This is a genomic window from Yersinia bercovieri ATCC 43970 (genome assembly GCF_013282745.1).
GTDB lineage: Bacteria > Pseudomonadota > Gammaproteobacteria > Enterobacterales > Enterobacteriaceae > Yersinia > Yersinia bercovieri.
The window spans coordinates 178,402-197,627 of sequence record NZ_CP054044.1; the positions used below are offsets into that span (position 1 = coordinate 178,402).

Below are 19,226 nucleotides of genomic sequence, written 5' to 3' on the forward strand. Positions count from 1 at the left end.
TCTTAAAGTCTGGAATTAATGGTGAGACCATTCAATGCTGCTGATATCCACGCCCTGCTTGAACATATCCCACAACGGAGACAAGTCACGCAGACGGCCAATGGATTTACGAACCAGCGCAATGGCGTAGTCGATCTCCTCTTCGGTGGTGAAACGCCCCAGAGAGAAACGGATTGAACTGTGAGCCAGTTCGTCGTTCATCCCTAACGCGCGCAACACGTAAGAAGGTTCCAGACTCGCGGAGGTACAGGCGGAACCTGATGAAACAGCCAAATCTTTCAGTGCCATGATCAGCGATTCACCTTCAACATAGTTGAAGCTGACGTTCAGAATGCCAGGTGCGCCACTCTCCAAATCGCCATTCAGGTAAACTTCTTCGATATCTTTAAGACCGTTCCACAAACGCAGACGCAGTGAACGCAGACGTGCTGCTTCACTCTCCATCTCCTCTTTCGCGATACGGTAAGCTTCACCCATGCCAGCAATCTGGTGCACCGGTAAGGTGCCAGAACGCATACCGCGCTCATGACCACCGCCGTGCTGCTGTGCTTCGATACGAATTCGCGGTTTGCGGCGAACAAACAGTGCGCCAATGCCCATCGGGCCATAAACTTTATGGGCAGAGAAGGACATCAGATCGACTTTCAGTTTGCTCAGATCAATGGGCAATTTACCGACACTTTGGGTGGCATCAACGTGGAAAATGATCCCGCGACTGCGGCACATTTCGCCGATTGCTGCGATATCCTGCACCACACCAATCTCATTATTCACGTGCATGATGGAAACCAGAATGGTCTCTGCACGCATTGCCGCTTCAAGCTGTTTCAGGTCGATAATACCGTTAGACTGCGGTGCCAGATAGGTCACTTCGAAGCCTTCACGCTCCAGTTGGCGACAGGTATCCAGCACCGCTTTATGTTCGGTTTTACAGGTGATGATGTGCTTGCCCTTCTTCTGATAGAAGTTAGCAGCACCTTTGATTGCCAGGTTATCAGACTCAGTGGCACCGGAGGTGAAGACTATCTCGCGAGGGTCAGCACCGACTAATGCGGCAATATCATTACGTGCAATATCAACAGCTTCTTCTGCCTGCCAGCCGAACTTGTGGGAACGCGAGGCGGGGTTACCGAAAATGCCATCCAGAGTCAGATACTGCATCATTTTTTCAGCGACACGAGGATCTACCGGGGTGGTTGCTGCATAATCCAAATAGATCGGTGTCTTTACTTTTGATTCGGTCATTGCTCTTATGCTCCGTACATCACTTCCAAAACGTAAAATTCCGCAGATTCTGCTTATGCGCGCAGATTGACGTTGATCGTCTCTTGCGGTCGACCACTGGTCGTACGGCGCGTATCGTTATCCTGACGATCCGCAACCTCTAGGATATCTTTGTTATTAACTAACTCTGCCAGTGTGATGTCGTTCAGAAAGCCGCAAATGCGTTTACTTAAATCACACCATAATGAGTGAGTCAGACAAATATTACCGTCCTGACACCCCTCTTTACCCTTGCAACGGGTGGCATCGACAGAATCATCAACGGCGATGATAACAGCACCGACCGCAATAGCTGCTGCATCTTTACCCAGCAGATAACCGCCACCTGGACCACGCACGCTGGCCACTAAGCCATTTTTGCGTAACCGTGAGAAAAGTTGTTCCAGGTAGGATAATGAGATCCCTTGACGGTCAGAAATATCGGCCAGAGGAACTGGCCCGTCATGGGAATGTAATGCCACATCAAGCATGGCGGTCACGGCATAACGGCCTTTGGATGTCAGTCTCATAGCTAAAATTACCTGTTGACGAAAACAAGTCCGAAGTCTGACATTCTTGAGTGTTTCAGTCAACTATTTAACCTAGTAAATCACTCAAGTATTATTGGCCTATCCCATTTTCAATAATATGGGTCGAATTCTGAAACAACAACTTGATATAACACATTAATTTTTACCATCCCCCAGCGAATCACCCGCAGCGCGCTGTGGATATTTATCCTGCTTTTCGATCGATGTCAGCATTCCACGCAAGATATTTAGCTCTTGGGCCTCTGGACGCGCGCGGGTAAACAGGCGACGTAACTTACTCATAATCTGGCCTGGATGTGCCTGACGGATGAAACCGGTGTGGGACAAAACCTGTTCCAGATGCAGGTAAAAGCGCTCCAGATCATCCACCAATGGATAAGGGGCTTCCTCTTCTTCTATTATTGGTGCCGCCGCTTGCAGGCGATCAAGGTGTGCCACCCGCACTTCATAGGCCAAGATTTGAACGGCCATCGCCAAATTCAATGAGCTGTATTCCGGGTTTGCCGGGATCGCGACATGGTAATGACATTTTTGCAGCTCATCGTTGGTCAAACCCACGCGCTCACGACCAAATACCAGTGCTACCGGCGCATGTTCTGCTTCACGTGCGCTACGCACGCCACATTCGCGCGGCTCCAGCATCGGCCAAGGCAGTGTGCGGGAGCGGGCGCTAGTGCCGACCACCAAACTGCACCCAGCCAGCGCTTCATCCAAGGTATCGACTATAGTGGCGTTGCCTATGACATCACTGGCACCTGCGGATAGCGCAATGGCCTGAGAATCCGGTTTTACCAACGGATTAACCAGATACAAATTGGTTAATCCCATGGTTTTCATGGCTCTGGCTGTCGAACCCATGTTGCCGGTATGAGAAGTCTCAACCAAAACGATACGAATATTGTGTAGCATACAAACTCTGAGGATAACGGGGAATCGCCATATCTTAACACAGACATATGAATTTATCAGAACCCCTGCTATACTACGCGCCGTTTCTCGTTCTTTAACATCCTAGTGGAAGATACCCATGCATCCGATGCTGACTATCGCCATACGCGCTGCGCGTAAGGCCGGTAACCTGATTGCCAAAAATTATGAAACTCCGGACGCTGTCGAAGCGAGCCAGAAAGGCAGTAATGACTTTGTTACTAATGTAGACCGTGATGCAGAGCATCTGATTATCGACGTTATCCGTAAATCTTACCCAAAACACTCTATTATCAGTGAAGAGTGCGGTGAGTTGCTCGGCGAAGATTATGATGTGCAATGGGTTATTGATCCACTGGATGGCACTACCAACTTCATCAAACGTCTCCCTCACTTCGCTGTCTCTATCGCCGTGCGCATTAAAGGCCGCACTGAAGTTGCCGTGGTTTATGACCCAATGCGTAACGAACTGTTTACAGCCACCCGTGGTCAAGGCGCTCAGTTAAACGGTTATCGTCTGCGTGGCACCAACGCCAAAGATTTGGACGGCACCATTTTGGCAACCGGCTTCCCATTCAAAGTGAAACAGCATGCACCCGCTTATCTGCGCGTGGTGGGTAAACTGTTTGAGCAGTGTGCAGACTTCCGTCGCACCGGCTCAGCGGCGCTGGATCTGGCCTATGTTGCCGCCGGTCGTGTAGATGGCTTCTTTGAAATTGGCTTGAAACCGTGGGATTTCGCCGGTGGCGAGCTATTGGTGCGTGAGGCGGGTGGTATCGTGACTGACTTCGCTGGCGGCCATAACCATTTCAGCTCTGGCAATATCGTGGCCGGTAATCCACGCATTGTGAAATCTATCGTTCAGGCAATGAGCGATGAAATCAGTGATGCATTGAAACGTTAATCCTTCGTGAATAGCGGCTTCAACTAAAAAGCCAGTCGGCTGATCTGACTGGCTTTTTTAATGCTAAATTTAACGCCCGAAGGGCCGGATGCCCCCCATCATCTCCGGCTGGCTGGAGAGATAAAGCAGTACACCAGCAAACAGCAGGATCATCCCGCCAGTGAGTGCCAGGGTCGCCCAGGCTATTGCCCCCCAAGCCGCAGGTGCCTGTTTGCGGCTTAAATGCACCGCCAATCGCCGCGCATAATGGACCAACAGGGCCAACAATGAGATGGTCAAGGAGGTGCCAATGGCCATGGCGATGGCTGACAGAATGCCCCACCAGTAAACCCCAATCACTTTAGCAAACAGCAGCACCATAATCGCACCGGAGCAAGGCCGCATCCCCATCGCCAGCACAATCGCCAGGCGGGTGCGCCAGTCATCACCAGCTTGCAACTCTTGAGCACTGGGCAGATGGCGATGCCCACAGCCGCACTCATCACTGTGGATATGATCGGCGGCTAAAGGTTGTATCCGCTGAATGGTGATTTTCCGCGGCTTTAGTGCTTTTACCTGCTGACAGAGCCGCTTTATGGCGCGCAAGCAGAGTAGAACACCTAACCCGATAACCAACAGGAAGCTCCCCTTCTCCAACCAGAAACTGCTTTGGTGCAGATAGCGGGATGAGAGTTGCAATACCCCCAGCAGTAGCGTCACCAGCAAAATAGCCACACCACCTTGCAGTATCGAGGCGGCAAAAGTCAGTTTCAAGCTGCTTTTGAGCTGCGCCGGATGGGTCGCCAGATAAGTGATAATCACCACCTTACCATGCCCTGGCCCTACCGCATGTAGCACGCCATAGATTAGGCTGAACATCATCAGCGCCATGCCCGTCTGATGGGGATTCGCTTTTACCTGTTGGAGTAACTGCGCCATCTGCTGATGCATGTTCTTTTGCCAAACGACTGTTTTGAAAAGCAGTTCTGGCCAGTAAAACCAGGCCACTTGTGCCGCACCAGCCAGCAGCAGTAAAAACAACAACAGTGGCCAGAGGTTTATCACCCAATGCCGCTGCCGCGTGGCGGCTGTAATCCCTACCGACATTGCACAGTTATCCGTTGTGCGAATTGTTTTCCAAGTTCCATATCTTCTCCTGGGGAATCATTTTTATCCAACGACAACGCATAAGCTTGTAATGAGGAGTTGGGATTCGGGGTGAATAGGGCTAATTTGCAGCTTTTCTCCATCTCAGCCGATAACCTGACCGCCTTATTATCGGCATAGGTCATATCCACAAAATAGGTTGGGTCGTAAGTTGAGATGATAAAAGGCTCACCGACCAAGGGCTGTGGCTCTGCCAATGGCATAACAAACTCTAAAACAGCCTGATGCCCCTTGCGGGACAAGTGATATTCTGTCGGTAAGTTTTTATATTTCACTGGCTTACCATCACGATAAATATCCGTGAAGTAGTGTTGCCCCAACACATTCGCCATCACTTCAGCCGCCAATTTTTTCCAGATCTCAGAATCGCTTTTGGCATTTTCTGCGTCATACAGCAGATCGGCAGAGGTGATTTCATCCATGGTCCACACCATTTTCATGCCCACCAGCATCTGCTTTTCACTGACAAAAGTGGCATCCATATCAATAAAACTGTGGGGATGCGCCTCACTCCACGGGCTATAAATGAGTGCCGCCCCGGCTAACAGCAAGACCAGCAGCCGATTAATCACACTCGACTTATTAGCCCCGACCAAGTTGTTATAACATAACATACCCTGCATTAATCAATCCTTGGATATTTTCCGAAAAAATCAAAATAGTTGGTAATGCCCCCTGTAACACCAAGCTCGAAGGGTATAACTGTGATGTCAGTTGTAAGTCAGCATAAAAGCTCGTTGCCTCACTAAACCGAATAGAATCTCTTTTGCTATGCTTAAACCTGATGAATAACGACGAATCCATCATGGAATGTTATATGTGTGTAGACACTTCCGCTGAGCCTCAGCTATCCGAGCAATCACTATCTGGCCAACAACGACGCTGCCACATGGTGTTGATGATGTTTATGCCCGCACACAGGGTAAACTTGGATACTATCAGCCAACTGAATGGCGTCGGGCTACCCACTACACGGCAAGATATAGCTGAGGTTGCAAATGAAATCCAGCGTTTCTACCATTTGCAGCTCAATGCCAATAGCGATGATAGCTTCCTGATTTATGGCCGCCGCCTTGATAAAAGGCTTTGCCTGATTCATTGGTTGCGGCGTGGATTGCGCTATTGCCCGCATTTCGTTGAGAATCAGTTTATCCCCAGCCTGTATGAAGCATTGTCCTGGGATGCCCCGGTGCTATCGCAGCATTTGCCACAGATTGTGAGCCAATGTGAGCCTCACCTTAACCGGCAGCTCAATGATAAAGATCGTCAGTTTTTACAGCTCTATTTGGTCTATTGTGCTTGGGAGAGTCAGCAGCAAGCGCCGCCAGAACTCTCGCTCACCCAACAGCAGTGGTTAAAATGCAAACCGGCACTGGCTGCGGCTGACAGCTTATTTGACTCATTTAATCCACTGTTAGGTCATCCGCTACCGGGCACTCCGCTGGATAGGATTGAGCGGGATATATTGATCCTGATGTTGACGATGATTAAGGCGCACAGTTATCACAGCACTCAATCAGCGGAAGATACTCGCCTGATCAATGCCATTTACCAGTTAGTGATAGATTTTCAGCAAATTTCCGCCATGACCCTGAGCAGTAGTGAAACATTGATAACCCAGCTTTTTGCCCATCTCGCCCCCGCTATTGAGCGCTGCTATTTCAATATCGGCATTGATAACACACTACTGGAAGAGGTCATCCGTAAATATCCCCTGCTGCTGCGCACTACCCAACAAGCGCTAGTCCCCTTCGAGCAGGAGTATCAGATTCAATTTTCTGCCGATGAAGTTGGCCTGATTGCCATTAGTTTTGGCGCCTGCCTGATGCAGGATAATGCTTTGCAGGAGAAACAGATTTTACTGCTGACGCGGAATAACCCAGAACTGGAAGAGCAGTTGGAGCAGCAAATCCGCGAGTTGACCCTGCTGCCACTACATATTAAATATTTGCCCCATGACATTTATCTGCAATCTGGTGCCCCCACAGGTATAGCGGTAGTGCTCACACCCTATGCGGTGCGGCAATCTGAATCAACGCCGCCACTAATTCAGGTACTATTGCCGCTGAGTGCCAAACAAAACCGCCAGTTACGCAATGTATTGGAGTTGCCTTAACCGGTTTGATCTTCCTGATTCGCGATAACCCGAGGGCGAATAAACAGCGCCGGAATCACAATCAATGCCATCACCCAGAACACGCCGCCCTGATAATGTTCAAACAGGAAACCGGATATCACCGTCATCACCGCAATCCCCCCACCCATCGCTAGCGCAGAGTAGACCGACTGTAAACGAATCACATCCGGCCCGCGCCGTGCAGCAATAAATCGCATCGCCGCCAAATGGCAGACGGTGAACGAGCCACAGTGCAGGATTTGAATCAAAATGAGCCACGGCAACTCCGTGGTGGAGGCCATTAGACTCCAGCGAATAATCCCGGTGATGGCAGAAAGCAGCAGCAAACCACGGGCTGTCCAGCGGCGAAATAGCACATTGCTGAACGCGAACACCAGAATCTCAGCCACCACCCCTAACGACCATAAATAGCCAATGGTCGCGGCAGAATAACCCACATCTTTCCAGTATATGGAGCTGAAACTGTAGTAACCGGCGTGTGCACCTTGCAATAAGGTGACACAGAGTAAAAAGCGCCACACTTGCGAATCAGAGAGCAACACCCTCCAACTGGTGGCGGTCACATTGCGATGCTTAACCTCACCCTGCGGCATCACATTGGGTTTCAGCAGTGCGCCCAGCAGCATGGCTGAAACACCAAAAATCAGGCTGTAGAGAATAGCGGGATGGCCCCAAACAGAGACTAATTTGCCGGTCAGCGCCGAGCCGATAACAAAAGCCAGCGATCCCCATAGCCTAACTTTACCGTAATCCATGGTGATCTGTTTCTGCCAGGTGCCCGCTAGCGCATCAGTCAGTGGCACCAATGGGCCAAAGAACAGGTTAAAACCGGCGATAACCACCATCAACCACGCCCAACCATTTCCAAAGCAAAAGCCCACCACAAAAACCAGTGTCAGCAGGGCTAAAATACGAATGGCGGTCACCAGATGGGATGGATCTTTAACACTTGGGGCAATAAGTAGGCTGCCGAGAAAACGGGCAATTAAGCCAGCCCCCAGCAAAATGCCGATGGTTTCAGGGGGAATCCCTTCCCCTTGCAACCAGATGCCCCAAAAAGGCAGAAAAATGCCATATGAGAAGAAATAAGTGAAGTAGCTGAGCGACAGCCAACGTGTTGATTGCAATACCATGAATCCCTCCGAGGTCAGTCGACACTGTGACAGAGGCCCCGTCCGCTAGCAACTTTGTCTTTGTGTAAACATGGAGTTTGAGATTAAGTTCACATTTAAGTAGCAAGATTTACAAAAAACTCACAAGTAATGCGGTAGCCACCGCACTCTATAATCGCCTCGGTTATCTACCTGTCAGACATAAAAAAACCCGCGATTCGCGGGTTTTTATTCGGCTAAAGCAGATCCGACGATATTATGCGTAAACCGGTAAACGGGCGCAGATATCCAGGACTTTTTGCTTCACGCGCTCAATGGTCGCTTCATCGTTGATGTTGTCCAACACATCACACATCCAGCCTGCCAGTTCGCGAGATTCCGCCTCTTTGAAGCCACGGCGGGTAATCGCTGGGCTACCGATTCGCACACCGGAAGTCACAAACGGACTTTTCGGATCATTAGGCACGCTATTTTTGTTAACAGTAATATTGGCGCGGCCTAAAGCAGCATCTGCATCTTTGCCGGTGATATTTTTATCCACCAGATCCAGCAAGAACAGGTGGTTTTCAGTGCCGCCAGAAACCACTTTGTAGCCGCGCTCCAGGAACACCGACACCATTGCTTTGGCATTTTTAGCCACTTGCTGCTGGTAAATTTTGAACTCAGGTTCCATCGCCTCTTTCAGCGCGACCGCTTTACCGGCGATAACGTGCATCAATGGGCCGCCCTGGTTGCCAGGGAAAACAGATGAGTTCAGTTTTTTGTACAGATCTTCATCACCGCCTTTCGCCAAAATCAAGCCGCCACGTGGGCCAGCCAGTGTTTTGTGCGTGGTGGTGGTCACGATATGTGCATGAGGAACTGGGTTCGGGTACACGCCCGCAGCAACCAGACCCGCTACGTGAGCCATATCCACAAACAGCCATGCATCAATGCTGTCAGCGATTTCACGCATTTTTGCCCAATCAACAATACCGGAATAAGCCGAGAAGCCGCCGATGATCATTTTTGGTTTATGTTTTTCTGCCTGACGCGCCAGATCGTCATAATCAATCTGGCCTGATTCGTCGATACCGTATGGCACGATATTGTACAGTTTGCCGGAGAAGTTTACCGGTGATCCGTGGGTTAAGTGGCCGCCGTGCGCCAGATTCATCCCCAGTACGGTGTCACCCGGTTGCAGCAATGCAGAGTAAACAGCAACGTTCGCCTGTGAACCGGAGTGCGGTTGAACGTTGGCGTAATCAGCACCAAACAGCTCTTTAGCACGGTCGATAGCCAGTTGCTCAACAACATCGACATACTCACAGCCACCGTAGTAACGCTTGCCCGGGTAGCCTTCAGCATATTTGTTCGTCAACTGAGAACCTTGCGCCTGCATAACTCGCGGGCTGGTGTAGTTCTCAGAGGCAATCAGTTCGATGTGCTCTTCCTGGCGCACCACTTCCTGCTCCATTGCACGCCATAGATCTGCATCATAATCGGCAATGTTCATTTCACGCTTTAACATCCGGCTCTCCTGACTTAGCTAACAAATTATACCTGGAAGGTCACCCTTTTGGGTTCTGGCACACAGTGTAAACTGTTTCCCCCTCGTTATGATAGGTCTTGACAGAGGTTTTTACGCAAACGATTGGCTCCATGCTGCGTAAGGCTTTGACCTGTTCAGTGTTCATCCAGGGCAAGGGAAATCTCCTCATATTCATCATGTGGTTTATTCACATTCTGTGAGCTGGGTTGCCACGGTAATCCCCTATAACAGCAAAGTGCATTTACAAATTAGGGGGCAATCTATAAGATGCATTTAAAATACATGTATTAAATTACACACGATAAATACCCAATGACATTTGAGCTTTAGCAGCGAATGCCAAGGGATAAAAATGACCAAGGAGTCACCATGCTGGACCGCCAAACCATCGCCACCGTTCAATCCACCATTCCATTACTTGCCGCCACTGGCCCCAAACTAACCGCGCATTTCTACGATCGCATGTTCGAGCACAACCCTGAGTTAAAGCACATATTCAACATGAGTAATCAGAAAAATGGTGATCAGCGGGAAGCGCTGTTCAACGCCCTTTGCGCTTATGCGGCGAATATCGACAATCTGGCGGCCCTGCTGCCCGCCGTTGAGCGCATTGCCCAGAAACATACCAGCCTGAATATTCAGCCTGAGCATTATGCCATCGTCGGTCATCACTTAATTAACACGCTAGATGAGATGTTCTCGCCCGGTAAGGAGGTGTTAGACGCCTGGGGTAGAGCTTATGGAGTATTAGCCGATCTGTTTATTCAGCGAGAAAGTGATATTTATCAACAGGGTGAAACCAGCACTGGCGGTTGGAGAAGCTTGCGCCGCTTCCGTATCATTAAAAAAGAGCGGCAGAGTGAGGTGATTTGCAGCTTTGTATTAGCACCGGAAGATGGTGGTCGGGTGCTGGATTTCAAACCGGGTCAGTATTTGGGTATCTATATTGAAGATGAGCGGCTCGAGTATCAGGAGATCCGCCAATACTCACTGAGCGCCGCGCCCAATGGTAAGACCTATCGCATTGCGGTGAAACGTGAAGAGTTAGGTACGGTGTCTAACTATCTGCACCAACAGCTAAACGAAGGCGACAGTGTGCGCATCGCACCGCCTCGCGGTGATTTCTTTCTGGATATCTCAGCGGAGACCCCAGTGGCACTGATTTCCGCCGGCGTGGGTCAAACACCCATGCTAAGTATGCTCAATACCCTGCACGATCAACAACATGGCGCATCGGTGCATTGGTTACATGCAGCTGAAAATGGTCGTGTTCATGCATTCGCCGATGAAGTCACCGCGATTGCCGCCAACATGCCGAATCTTAGCTGTCACCTGTGGTATCGCGAACCCACCGCGCAAGATAATCAGGGTGAGGAGTACCAGAGCAAGGGGTTGATGGATCTCAGCTCACATCACTGGTTGACCGCCGATGCCAATAGACACTATTACTGCTGTGGCCCACTGGCATTTATGCAATTTGTCGGACGTCAATTATTGGCACAGGGGGTAGCATCCGAACGAATTCACTATGAGTGTTTCGGGCCGCATAAAGTTATTTAATTATTGAATTTTATTTAATTTTTCGTGGGAGGTCATTCGGCCTCTCACACATTTCCGCGCTAAAAATTCAGCCTGATTATTGTGCTTAAATTTGGTAGAACGTGATTTAGATCTCATATATCCTAACTTAATATTGCCACCATGAGGCATTCAGATGAATTTCTCAAAATTCATATAACTGAAGTTATTAATGTGGCTAAAATTATCCCCTCACTGTTTATTACTCGGTAACATAATTTATACCCAACATGATTAGAGTTGCAGGTAGGGAACCAGTGCGCATATGCAACTTCAAGAATAAAGGGCATGCCCAAAATAATTGGAGTTGCGGGTAGGCGGCAAGCGAATAACAAAATGGTTTTAAACCATTTTGAACAGCACCTGTGCTGGCCCGTAGGGTGGGCCTCTAATGAGGCTCATAATCCCGATGAGCTTACACAAGTAAGTGATTCGGGTGAGAGAACGTAGCCAACACCCCTGCAACTTCAAGAATGAAGGGCATACTGAGTATAATAAGGCTGAATTAACCTACCATGAGTAAAAAATTCATAAAAAAAGAAGGGTTAGCATTGGTATCTATGGCGCGCTATTTAATTGGTGAGCGCCCCGGTAATCGACTTAAAACCATCGATGAATTATCAGAAGATTTCGGCATATCCGTTGGTGTGGTGCAGCACGCATTAAAAGTGCTGGAGGCTGATGGAGCTATCATCGTTGAACGTCGTGGCCGCAATGGCACCTTATTAGTTGATCTGAATATGGCACTGTTACTGCAACAAGCAGATCTGGGTAATATGGTGTGTGCGATGCCGCTACCCTATACTAAACTTTATGAAGGTCTGGCCAGTGGCTTAAGGGAACAATTTACCTTACTCCCACTCTATTTCGCCCATATGCGTGGTGCCGAAGTGCGTATCGAATGTTTGATAGATGGTATTTACGATATGGCGGTGGTATCGCATCTGGCTGCAAAAAGTTATCTGGCTCAAGGGCGAGTGGCGATGGCATTAAATCTGGGCAATGGTTCTTACGTCGATGGCCACCAGCTTATTTGCCGCCGCGGTGAACAGCACAATATTCGCCGGGTTGGATTAGACCCGCGCTCCCCCGATCAATGCTTACTGACTGAAATTAAATTTGCCGGGCAAGCTATCGAGTTGGTTGAATTACCTTATAGCGACTGTATCGTGCATATTAATCGTGGTGATATTGATGCTGCTATTTGGAATCTGGCTGATGATGTTCCCCATGACCATTTGCAAGCGGTCAAACTACAAGGCGATGAGCGCTATATTCAAGCCTCGCAAGCGGTCATCTTGATCCGGCCAGATAATCACCCAATCAAATTACTGCTGGAGAAAGGGATCAATGAAACATTGCTACTAAATCACCAGCGCGCGGTTCAAAAGGGCGAGATAGAACCCCGCTATTAATTATTTTAGCTTAATTGCAGGCTAAGCTGTTGTTTTCAGGAGGCTAACTCTTTGGAAATCTGTATTAATTCACGTCTTAATATTTTGTGTCAGGCTGGGGTTATCGACACCGACATCGGTCAGGGTTTAGACCAGGTTATCAATCGGTTAGAGAACTTTTGGCAGTTGCCAGTTCATGGCGATCATGGGGTTATGGCCATCACTCATATGGCGAATGCATTAATGCGCACTCGCCGTGGTGAGGAGATCCCAGCCCTGGACCCGGCGATACTGGCTGAAATTGTCCAAAGTGAGCATATCCACTATATTCGCGAGATTAATCAGGATTTATTGGCCTATTTTTCACTAAAACCCGCTGAAAATGAAATTGGATATTTACTCGCGAACCTTTACGGTCTATACCTTTCTAGTGACTTGCCACCACTGCGCTAGTTTTGCTTTGTAGATAGTGTTATCAAATATACAACATCAGGGTCTTTTTTTTATAAATATTCAAAATAAAAATTATTTAACAGATAATAATAATGCCTCGGGCGCTTAGGACATAAAATGTTTTTAAAAACCCTATTAAAACAAAACACTAAATTAGTTGATGCGGCTATTTCGTTCTGGCACCAGGGAAAAATCACTCCAGATAGTTATGTTATCGATGTTGAACAAACGGAAACTAATGCCCGTTTACTGCTGAAAACCGCCCATCATTATCAGATAAAACTGTATCTGATGAGCAAGCAGTTTGGGCGCAACCCTGAACTCTGCCGCCGCCTGTTGGCTTGCCGTTATGAGGGCGCTGGCTATCAAGGTATGGTCGCGGTTGATTTCAAAGAGGCCCGGCTGCTCTATCACCACCAGATCCCTGTCGCGCATATTGGTCACTTAGTACAGCCCCCCTCGGGGATGGTGGCAGAAGTAGTGCGCAGGCAGCCGGAAGTGATTACCATCTTCTCACTGGAGAAAGCGCAGGAGATCTCACAGGCGGCACACCAGCAGCACACTACCCAGCCGCTGCTGCTGAAAGTTTGTCAGGCTGGCGATCTGCTGTATGCCGGGCAAGAGGCGGGCTTTGAATTAACAGATCTACCGGCAGTGATTACCGCTATCCGTAAATTACCGGCGGTGCGATTGGTCGGGATAACTCACTTCCCCTGTATGCTGTATGACCCCCCGTCACACCAGACCTTACCCACCGCCAATATGCGCACGTTGCTGGCGGCTCGGGATATCCTGCTAGCCGAGGGGGTCGACGTTGAACAGGTGAATGCCCCTTCAGCTACCAGTTGTACTACCCTGCCACAATTAGCCCAATGGGGGGTGACACACGCGGAACCCGGCCATGCCCTCACCGGAACCATCCCCGCCAATCAACAGGGTGACCAACCGGAACAGATATCGATGCTCTATCTGTCCGAGATTTCCCACCATTTTTCTGGCAACAGTTATTTCTATGGTGGTGGCTATTATCGTCGTGGCCATTTGCAAAACGCATTGATTCACCATGACAATCAATTCAGCCAAAGCTCCCTATTACCCATTGATGAGAGCAGTATCGATTACTGTCTGGGCTTGGCGGGGGAGTTCCCGATAGGCAGCCCGGTTATCATGAGTTTCCGCACTCAAATATTTGCGACCCGCAGTGACGTGGTATTGATTGATGGCATTCAGCGCGGAGAACCCCGCCTGCTTGGCTGCTATGATAGTCGCGGCAATCAGTTGAGCTAAAGAGACCACGATCTAATGCGTTAGCTTATGTAATATGTTCTTGTTAGCGCTTTATCGAATAATATGACGGATAAGTAATATTATTACTGTACTGATTGATTAATCTGCCGATATATTAGTTGCCGCCATCATAAGTTGCGCTAATGAAATTAATCGCCCAGCGATCAATGGCCGTCAATATCGGGTGAGATTTTGCCCCTATATTTACCTGCTTTGGAGCCTGCCGATGATTAATCCTGATGGATACACCTACGCGCACGAACACCTCCACATTGATTTGTCTGGATTTAAAAATAATCTGGACTGTCGGCTGGATCAATATCAGCCAATCTGTGACGAAATGCGCGAATTAGTGGCTAAAGGGGTGGCGAATATTGTCGAAGTCACCAACCGCTACATGGGCCGCAATCCCCAATTCCTATTGAATCTGATGCGTGACAGTGGCATCAATGTCATCGCCTCAACTGGTTACTATACCGACAGTTTCTACCCTCCGATGGTTCGCGAAAGCACGGCGCAGCAATTGGCGCAGACCATGATTGATGAGATAGAAACGGGTATTGACGGCACTGAACTGAAAGCGGGTGTGATTGCCGAAATAGGCACCAGTGAAGGGGTTATCACCGCCGATGAAGCAAAAGTCTTCCATGCCGCCGCGCTGACCCACCATGCTACCGGCCTCGCCATCTCGACCCATACCAGTTTCAGCACCATGGGCCTGCAACAGATAGCCCTGCTTAAGCAGCATGGTGTGCCGCTGGATCGGGTGGTTATCGGCCATTGCGACCTGAAAGAGCAGCCGGATCTGATTTTACAAATGATCGATATGGGCGTGTATGTCCAGTTCGATACCATTGGCAAAAACAGCTATTTCCCCGATGAGCGCAGGGTCGCCATGCTCGTCACGCTGGCGCAACACGGCTTGTTGGATAGGGTGATGCTGTCGATGGATATTACCCGCCGCTCACATTTAACAATCAATGGTGGCAGCGGGTTTAGCTATTTAGTGGATTCGTTTATTCCCATGTTACTGGCCGCAGGGATCTCCCAAGCTCAGGTGGAGATGATGTTGCGCCACAATCCTAATAAATTTTTCGCCACGCAAGGAGAGTGATTATGAAGAAGATTGGCATTGCCGGGCTGCAACGAGAATTAATTCGCGAAATGATTGAGCAGACGGCACCGAATACGTTTGAGACATTTATCCTTTCGGATATGGATGCGGCCGTCAAGGTAAAAGAGGGCCAGTTGGATTACTACATTGGTGCCTGCAACACCGGGGCTGGTGCCGCACTATCCATGGCGATTGCGATTATTGGCTATAACAAAAGCGCCACCATCGCCAAGCCCGGCATCAAAGCCAAAGCTGAGCAGATAGAGAAAGTGGTGGCGGAAGGTAAAGTGGCGTTTGGCCTATCCGTCGAACATATTGAACATGCCATCCCATTGCTGATTACCCAACTGCGCTAAGGGGCCACCGTGGATTATATTCATATTATTGTGGTTGCCCTGCTGACAGGGATGACCGCATTACTTTCTCACCGATCTGTTGCCGTGTTCCATGACGGTATCCGCCCTATTCTGCCGCAATTGGTTGAGGGAAACATGAGCCGCCGTGAAGCAGGCAGTATCGCTTTCGGTCTGAGTGTCGGTTTTATCGCCTCCGTCGGCATCTCGTTTACACTCTCAACCGGTTTGCTTAACTCCTGGTTACTGTTCCTGCCAACCGACATCATTGGTGTCTTGGCGATCAATAGCTATCTGGCTTTCGCGCTAGGTGCCGCTTGGGGGATTTTGGCTCTCACTAGCCTGCCGGCGGTGAACACCGCGCTAACCTCACTGCCGGTGAACTTTATCGGTTCGCTGGGGGAGCTGAGTAGCCCTGTCATTTCCGCCTTTGCCCTGTTCCCACTGGTGGCTATTTTCTATCAATTTGGTTGGAAAACGGCGATTGTCTCCGCCTTTATTGTGCTGCTGACCCGCCTATTGATTACCCGCTTTACCGGGCTATTCCCTGAATCCATTGAAATTTTCGTCGGCATGATACTGCTGATTGGCATCGCCATTGCGCAAGACTTGCGGGCAAAAACCCACCTGGGAGGGGGTGGACACTCGGTTTTCGAAGAGCGAACCCAGCGCATTATTAAAAATCTCCCGATGCTGGCGATTGTCGGCGGGTTAATCTCTGCGGTGGCCAGCATGAAGATCTTCGGCGGCAGCGAAGTGTCAATTTATACGCTGGCGAAAGCCTACGCCCCCGGCATCACACCGGAAGAGTCGCTAGCGCTGATCCATCAGGCGTCACTGGCTGAGTTTATGCGCGGTCTGGGCTTTGTGCCGCTGATTGCTACCACCGCACTGGCAACCGGGGTCTATGCCGTTGCCGGTTTCACCTTTGTGTTTGTGGTCGGCTATCTGGTGCCGAATCCATTGCTGGCAGGAATCATCGGGGCGGTAGTGATATCGCTGGAAGTGCTGATGTTGCGGTCAATCGGCAAGTGGTTGGGCCGCTTCCCTTCAGTGCGCAATGCCTCGGATAATATCCGTAATGCCATGAACTTGCTGATGGAATACGCGCTGTTAATCGGGGCTATTTTTGCCTCGATCAAGATGGCCGGATACACCGGTTTTACCATTACCACCGCGCTCTATTTCCTCAACGAAGCCATTGGCCGCCCAGTGATGAAAATTGCCGCCCCTGTGGTGGCGGTGATTATCGCCGGGGTGGTGCTGAATCTGTTTTATTGGTTGGGGCTGTTTGTTCCAGCTTGATAATTGTCTTAGCTTGATACTTGTCCTAGCTTGATACTTGTCCTAGCTTGATAAATAGAGTGTAGAAGCCAAAAAGCCCGTTCGTTATAAACGAAACGGGCTTTTTCTTGCGTGCTATCTGTTGCCGGCTCTCTAATTGCCAGAGGGCGGCAAATTAAATCGCCTCTTCGTCCTGCTCACCGGTACGAATGCGCACCACGCGGGAGACATCAAACACGAAAATTTTGCCATCGCCGATTTTACCGGTCTGAGCTGTCTGCATAATCGCTTCGACGCAGGTATCGACGATATCGTCAGCAACCACAATTTCGATTTTTACTTTTGGCAGGAAATCCACCATATACTCAGCGCCACGGTACAGTTCGGTATGCCCTTTCTGGCGGCCAAAACCTTTTACTTCTGTCACTGTCATCCCGGTGATGCCAACCTCAGCCAGCGCCTCACGGACATCATCCAGTTTGAATGGCTTAATAATCGCGTCAATTTTTTTCATGGTGAATCCCTGTTGTTACCAATTCTTGCGGCCAAAGCCTGATGTAATCGGATAGCGTCTATCTTTACCAAAATTGCGGGCAGTGATGCGCGGCCCGACAGCTGACTGACGCCGTTTGTATTCATTGATATCTACCAGGCGGATGACCTTACGCACGATAGTTTCATCAAAGCCGTCTGCGACCAAATCAGCCACCGACTTATCTTGCTCGACATAGCCTTCGAGGATGGCGTCCAAAATATCATAAGGGGGCAGGCTATCTTCATCTTTCTGATCAGGAGCCAGCTCCGCAGAGGGTGGGCGCGTGATAACCCGCTGCGGGATCACGTAGGAGACGGTATTACGGTATGCCGATAATTTGAAGACCAGGGTTTTTGGCACATCTTTCAGCACATCAAAACCGCCCGCCATATCCCCGTACAAAGTGGCATAGCCCACGGCCATTTCGCTTTTGTTACCCGTGGTTAATACAATGCTGCGGCGCTTGTTGGACAGCGCCATCAGCACCACACCACGACAACGCGCCTGGAGGTTCTCTTCCGTGGTATCGCGCGCAGTACCGGCAAACATCGGGGCTAGTTGCCCCATAAAAGCATCAAACATTGGCTCGATGGAGAGCACATCAAATTCGATGCCCAGAATCTCAGCTTCTTCTTTGGCATCGGCAATACTGATATCTGCGGTGTATCGGAACGGCATCATCAATGCCTGAACCTTATCTTTACCCAGCGCATCGACGGCAATCGCCAGTGTCAGCGCGGAGTCAATCCCGCCGGATAAGCCCAGTACCGCGCCATTAAAACCATTTTTAGTGACGTAATCGCGCACCGCTAATACCAGCGCCTCATAGACCTGCGCCAGTGGTGGCAGTTCAGCGGCAGGTGCCATCATCGGCACCACTTCACACTCGTTGAGCTGCAACAAGGTGGTTTGCTCGGCAAATGCCGCCAGACGATGGGTCAGGTTGCCCGCTGCATCGAAGACTTTGGAGCAGCCATCAAAAATCAGCTCATCCTGCCCGCCAATCTGGTTGAGATAGACCAATGGCAAGCCGGTGCGCTGGCAATGTGCCGCCATCAAGGTTTTACGGATATAGGGTTTTTCGCGGTTATAAGGGGAGGCATTGATCGACAACAGCACTTCGGCACCGGCGGCTTTCGCGGCATCGACCGGGCCGTCGAACCATAAATCTTCACAAATAAGCAAGCCCAGACGGTAGCCCTTCAACTCAACGACACAACTGTCATGACCGGCTGAAAAGTAACGTTTTTCGTCGAATACGCCGTAGTTCGGCAATTGCTGTTTAAAATAGCGCGCCAGCAATTTACCCTCAGAAAACAGCGATAATGCGTTATACAGGTTACCCGCTTCGCGCCACGGGTGGCCTACCAGCACCGCGATATGCTGCGTTGCGGCTTGTAGACGATCCAACTGTGCTTCACAGCGTTGATAAAAATCATCGCGATACAGCAGATCTTCTGGCGGATAACCGGACAAAGCCAGCTCGGAGAACATGACCAGACTGGCCCCCGCCTTCTGCTGCTCATTTAAGGTTTGCAACATACGTTCAGTGTTGCCTTCGATATCGCCAACCAGCCAATTCAGCTGGGCTAACGCAACGGAAAGTGATCTGCTCATTTGTATTTAAACTCGGTTATCAGCGTTGTCATTGATTAAC

The 19,226-nt window shown here is 49.7% G+C and carries 18 protein-coding genes; 9 read left to right on the forward strand and 9 right to left on the reverse strand.

Going from position 1 to position 19,226, the window contains the following annotated elements; all coding sequences use genetic code 11:
* Positions 1-15: 15 nt before the first annotated feature.
* The 3 genes from HRK25_RS00870 to trmJ all read right to left on the reverse strand — a co-directional run bounded on the left by HRK25_RS00870 (position 16) and on the right by trmJ (position 2,723).
* The gene (locus tag HRK25_RS00870) at positions 16-1,245 is read right to left on the reverse strand and encodes an IscS subfamily cysteine desulfurase (protein ID WP_005274331.1); all 1,230 of its coding nucleotides are present in this window, start codon (positions 1,243-1,245) and stop codon (positions 16-18) included.
* 53 nt (positions 1,246-1,298) lie between these two features.
* A complete protein-coding gene (gene iscR / locus HRK25_RS00875; protein ID WP_005274328.1) occupies positions 1,299-1,793 on the reverse strand; it encodes a Fe-S cluster assembly transcriptional regulator IscR in 495 nt (164 codons plus the stop codon).
* A 156-nt stretch (positions 1,794-1,949) separates the two neighbouring features.
* A complete protein-coding gene (trmJ, locus tag HRK25_RS00880; RefSeq protein ID WP_005274326.1) occupies positions 1,950-2,723 on the reverse strand; it encodes a tRNA (cytosine(32)/uridine(32)-2'-O)-methyltransferase TrmJ in 774 nt (257 codons plus the stop codon).
* Positions 2,724-2,841: 118 nt separating this feature from the next.
* Here trmJ and suhB point away from each other — a divergent pair, with 118 nt between their 5' ends.
* Positions 2,842-3,645 (forward strand): inositol-1-monophosphatase, encoded by an 804-nt coding sequence (gene suhB / locus HRK25_RS00885; protein ID WP_005274324.1) that lies wholly within the window; start codon positions 2,842-2,844, stop codon positions 3,643-3,645.
* A 69-nt stretch (positions 3,646-3,714) separates the two neighbouring features.
* Here suhB and HRK25_RS00890 read toward each other — a convergent pair whose 3' ends face one another.
* Both HRK25_RS00890 and HRK25_RS00895 read right to left on the reverse strand, forming a co-directional pair.
* Positions 3,715-4,731, reverse strand: coding sequence for a nickel/cobalt transporter (locus tag HRK25_RS00890; RefSeq protein WP_032897907.1), 1,017 nt, complete (start codon positions 4,729-4,731; stop codon positions 3,715-3,717).
* On the reverse strand, positions 4,722-5,414 hold the full coding sequence (locus HRK25_RS00895) for a DUF1007 family protein (protein WP_005274320.1): 693 nt from the start codon (positions 5,412-5,414) through the stop codon (positions 4,722-4,724). The genes HRK25_RS00890 and HRK25_RS00895 overlap by 10 nt, the downstream gene beginning before the upstream one ends.
* Before the next feature lie 194 nt (positions 5,415-5,608).
* Between HRK25_RS00895 and csiE the strand changes: the two genes are divergently transcribed.
* Positions 5,609-6,907 (forward strand): stationary phase inducible protein CsiE, encoded by a 1,299-nt coding sequence (gene csiE / locus HRK25_RS00900; RefSeq protein ID WP_032897904.1) that lies wholly within the window; start codon positions 5,609-5,611, stop codon positions 6,905-6,907.
* Here csiE and HRK25_RS00905 read toward each other — a convergent pair.
* Together HRK25_RS00905 and glyA are read right to left on the reverse strand one after the other, a co-directional pair.
* Entirely contained in the window at positions 6,904-8,061 is a 1,158-nt protein-coding gene (locus HRK25_RS00905) for a 3-phenylpropionate MFS transporter (RefSeq protein WP_005274317.1), read from the reverse strand. The genes csiE and HRK25_RS00905 overlap by 4 nt on opposite strands.
* 235 nt (positions 8,062-8,296) lie before the next feature.
* The gene (glyA, locus tag HRK25_RS00910) at positions 8,297-9,550 is read right to left on the reverse strand and encodes a serine hydroxymethyltransferase (protein WP_005274314.1); all 1,254 of its coding nucleotides are present in this window, start codon (positions 9,548-9,550) and stop codon (positions 8,297-8,299) included.
* A gap of 390 nt (positions 9,551-9,940) precedes the next feature.
* Between glyA and hmpA the strand changes: the two genes are divergently transcribed.
* The 7 genes from hmpA (at position 9,941) to HRK25_RS00945 (ending at position 17,055) form a co-directional block, all read left to right on the forward strand.
* Positions 9,941-11,131 carry an NO-inducible flavohemoprotein gene (hmpA, locus tag HRK25_RS00915; RefSeq protein ID WP_032897901.1) on the forward strand — a complete coding sequence of 397 codons (1,191 nt, stop codon included), beginning with the start codon at positions 9,941-9,943 and terminating at the stop codon, positions 11,129-11,131.
* Positions 11,132-11,664: 533 nt separating this feature from the next.
* Positions 11,665-12,564: a GntR family transcriptional regulator YhfZ gene (yhfZ, locus tag HRK25_RS00920; RefSeq protein WP_005274303.1), complete on the forward strand. Its 900-nt coding sequence runs from the start codon at positions 11,665-11,667 to the stop codon at positions 12,562-12,564.
* A 51-nt stretch (positions 12,565-12,615) separates the two neighbouring features.
* Positions 12,616-12,996: a hypothetical protein gene (locus tag HRK25_RS00925; protein ID WP_005274299.1), complete on the forward strand. Its 381-nt coding sequence runs from the start codon at positions 12,616-12,618 to the stop codon at positions 12,994-12,996.
* Between the two features lie 117 nt (positions 12,997-13,113).
* Positions 13,114-14,283 (forward strand): YhfX family PLP-dependent enzyme, encoded by a 1,170-nt coding sequence (locus HRK25_RS00930; RefSeq protein ID WP_005274297.1) that lies wholly within the window; start codon positions 13,114-13,116, stop codon positions 14,281-14,283.
* Positions 14,284-14,509: 226 nt separating this feature from the next.
* Complete coding sequence (locus HRK25_RS00935; protein WP_005274295.1) at positions 14,510-15,397, forward strand: phosphotriesterase-related protein; 888 nt, start codon at positions 14,510-14,512, stop codon at positions 15,395-15,397.
* Positions 15,398-15,399: 2 nt separating this feature from the next.
* Complete coding sequence (locus HRK25_RS00940) at positions 15,400-15,753, forward strand: DUF2620 domain-containing protein (RefSeq protein WP_005274293.1); 354 nt, start codon at positions 15,400-15,402, stop codon at positions 15,751-15,753.
* Between the two features lie 51 nt (positions 15,754-15,804).
* On the forward strand, positions 15,805-17,055 hold the full coding sequence (locus tag HRK25_RS00945) for a YhfT family protein (RefSeq protein ID WP_050413689.1): 1,251 nt from the start codon (positions 15,805-15,807) through the stop codon (positions 17,053-17,055).
* A gap of 154 nt (positions 17,056-17,209) precedes the next feature.
* Here the strand turns inward: HRK25_RS00945 and glnB are convergent, their stop codons facing one another.
* Together glnB and HRK25_RS00955 are read right to left on the reverse strand one after the other, a co-directional pair.
* Positions 17,210-17,548 (reverse strand): nitrogen regulatory protein P-II, encoded by a 339-nt coding sequence (gene glnB, locus HRK25_RS00950; protein WP_002231018.1) that lies wholly within the window; start codon positions 17,546-17,548, stop codon positions 17,210-17,212.
* Between the two features lie 15 nt (positions 17,549-17,563).
* Positions 17,564-19,186: an NAD+ synthase gene (locus HRK25_RS00955; protein ID WP_005274290.1), complete on the reverse strand. Its 1,623-nt coding sequence runs from the start codon at positions 19,184-19,186 to the stop codon at positions 17,564-17,566.
* Positions 19,187-19,226 lie beyond the last annotated feature (40 nt).

Bases quoted from the DNA above. Each gene is read 5' to 3' on its own strand.
- suhB (WP_005274324.1), top strand. From the start codon at position 2,842: ATGCATCCGATGCTGACTATCGCCATACGCGCTGCGCGTAAGGCCGGT.
- HRK25_RS00935 (WP_005274295.1), top strand. From the start codon at position 14,510: ATGATTAATCCTGATGGATACACCTACGCGCACGAACACCTCCACATT.
- trmJ (WP_005274326.1), bottom strand. From the start codon at position 2,723: ATGCTACACAATATTCGTATCGTTTTGGTTGAGACTTCTCATACCGGC.
- HRK25_RS00870 (WP_005274331.1), bottom strand. From the start codon at position 1,245: ATGACCGAATCAAAAGTAAAGACACCGATCTATTTGGATTATGCAGCA.
- glnB (WP_002231018.1), bottom strand. From the start codon at position 17,548: ATGAAAAAAATTGACGCGATTATTAAGCCATTCAAACTGGATGATGTC.
- HRK25_RS00945 (WP_050413689.1), top strand. From the start codon at position 15,805: ATGACCGCATTACTTTCTCACCGATCTGTTGCCGTGTTCCATGACGGT.
- HRK25_RS00930 (WP_005274297.1), top strand. From the start codon at position 13,114: ATGTTTTTAAAAACCCTATTAAAACAAAACACTAAATTAGTTGATGCG.
- HRK25_RS00895 (WP_005274320.1), bottom strand. From the start codon at position 5,414: ATGCAGGGTATGTTATGTTATAACAACTTGGTCGGGGCTAATAAGTCG.
- HRK25_RS00955 (WP_005274290.1), bottom strand. From the start codon at position 19,186: ATGAGCAGATCACTTTCCGTTGCGTTAGCCCAGCTGAATTGGCTGGTT.
- csiE (WP_032897904.1), top strand. From the start codon at position 5,609: ATGTGTGTAGACACTTCCGCTGAGCCTCAGCTATCCGAGCAATCACTA.
- HRK25_RS00905 (WP_005274317.1), bottom strand. From the start codon at position 8,061: ATGGTATTGCAATCAACACGTTGGCTGTCGCTCAGCTACTTCACTTAT.
- yhfZ (WP_005274303.1), top strand. From the start codon at position 11,665: ATGAGTAAAAAATTCATAAAAAAAGAAGGGTTAGCATTGGTATCTATG.
- hmpA (WP_032897901.1), top strand. From the start codon at position 9,941: ATGCTGGACCGCCAAACCATCGCCACCGTTCAATCCACCATTCCATTA.
- HRK25_RS00890 (WP_032897907.1), bottom strand. From the start codon at position 4,731: ATGTCGGTAGGGATTACAGCCGCCACGCGGCAGCGGCATTGGGTGATA.
- HRK25_RS00940 (WP_005274293.1), top strand. From the start codon at position 15,400: ATGAAGAAGATTGGCATTGCCGGGCTGCAACGAGAATTAATTCGCGAA.
- glyA (WP_005274314.1), bottom strand. From the start codon at position 9,550: ATGTTAAAGCGTGAAATGAACATTGCCGATTATGATGCAGATCTATGG.
- iscR (WP_005274328.1), bottom strand. From the start codon at position 1,793: ATGAGACTGACATCCAAAGGCCGTTATGCCGTGACCGCCATGCTTGAT.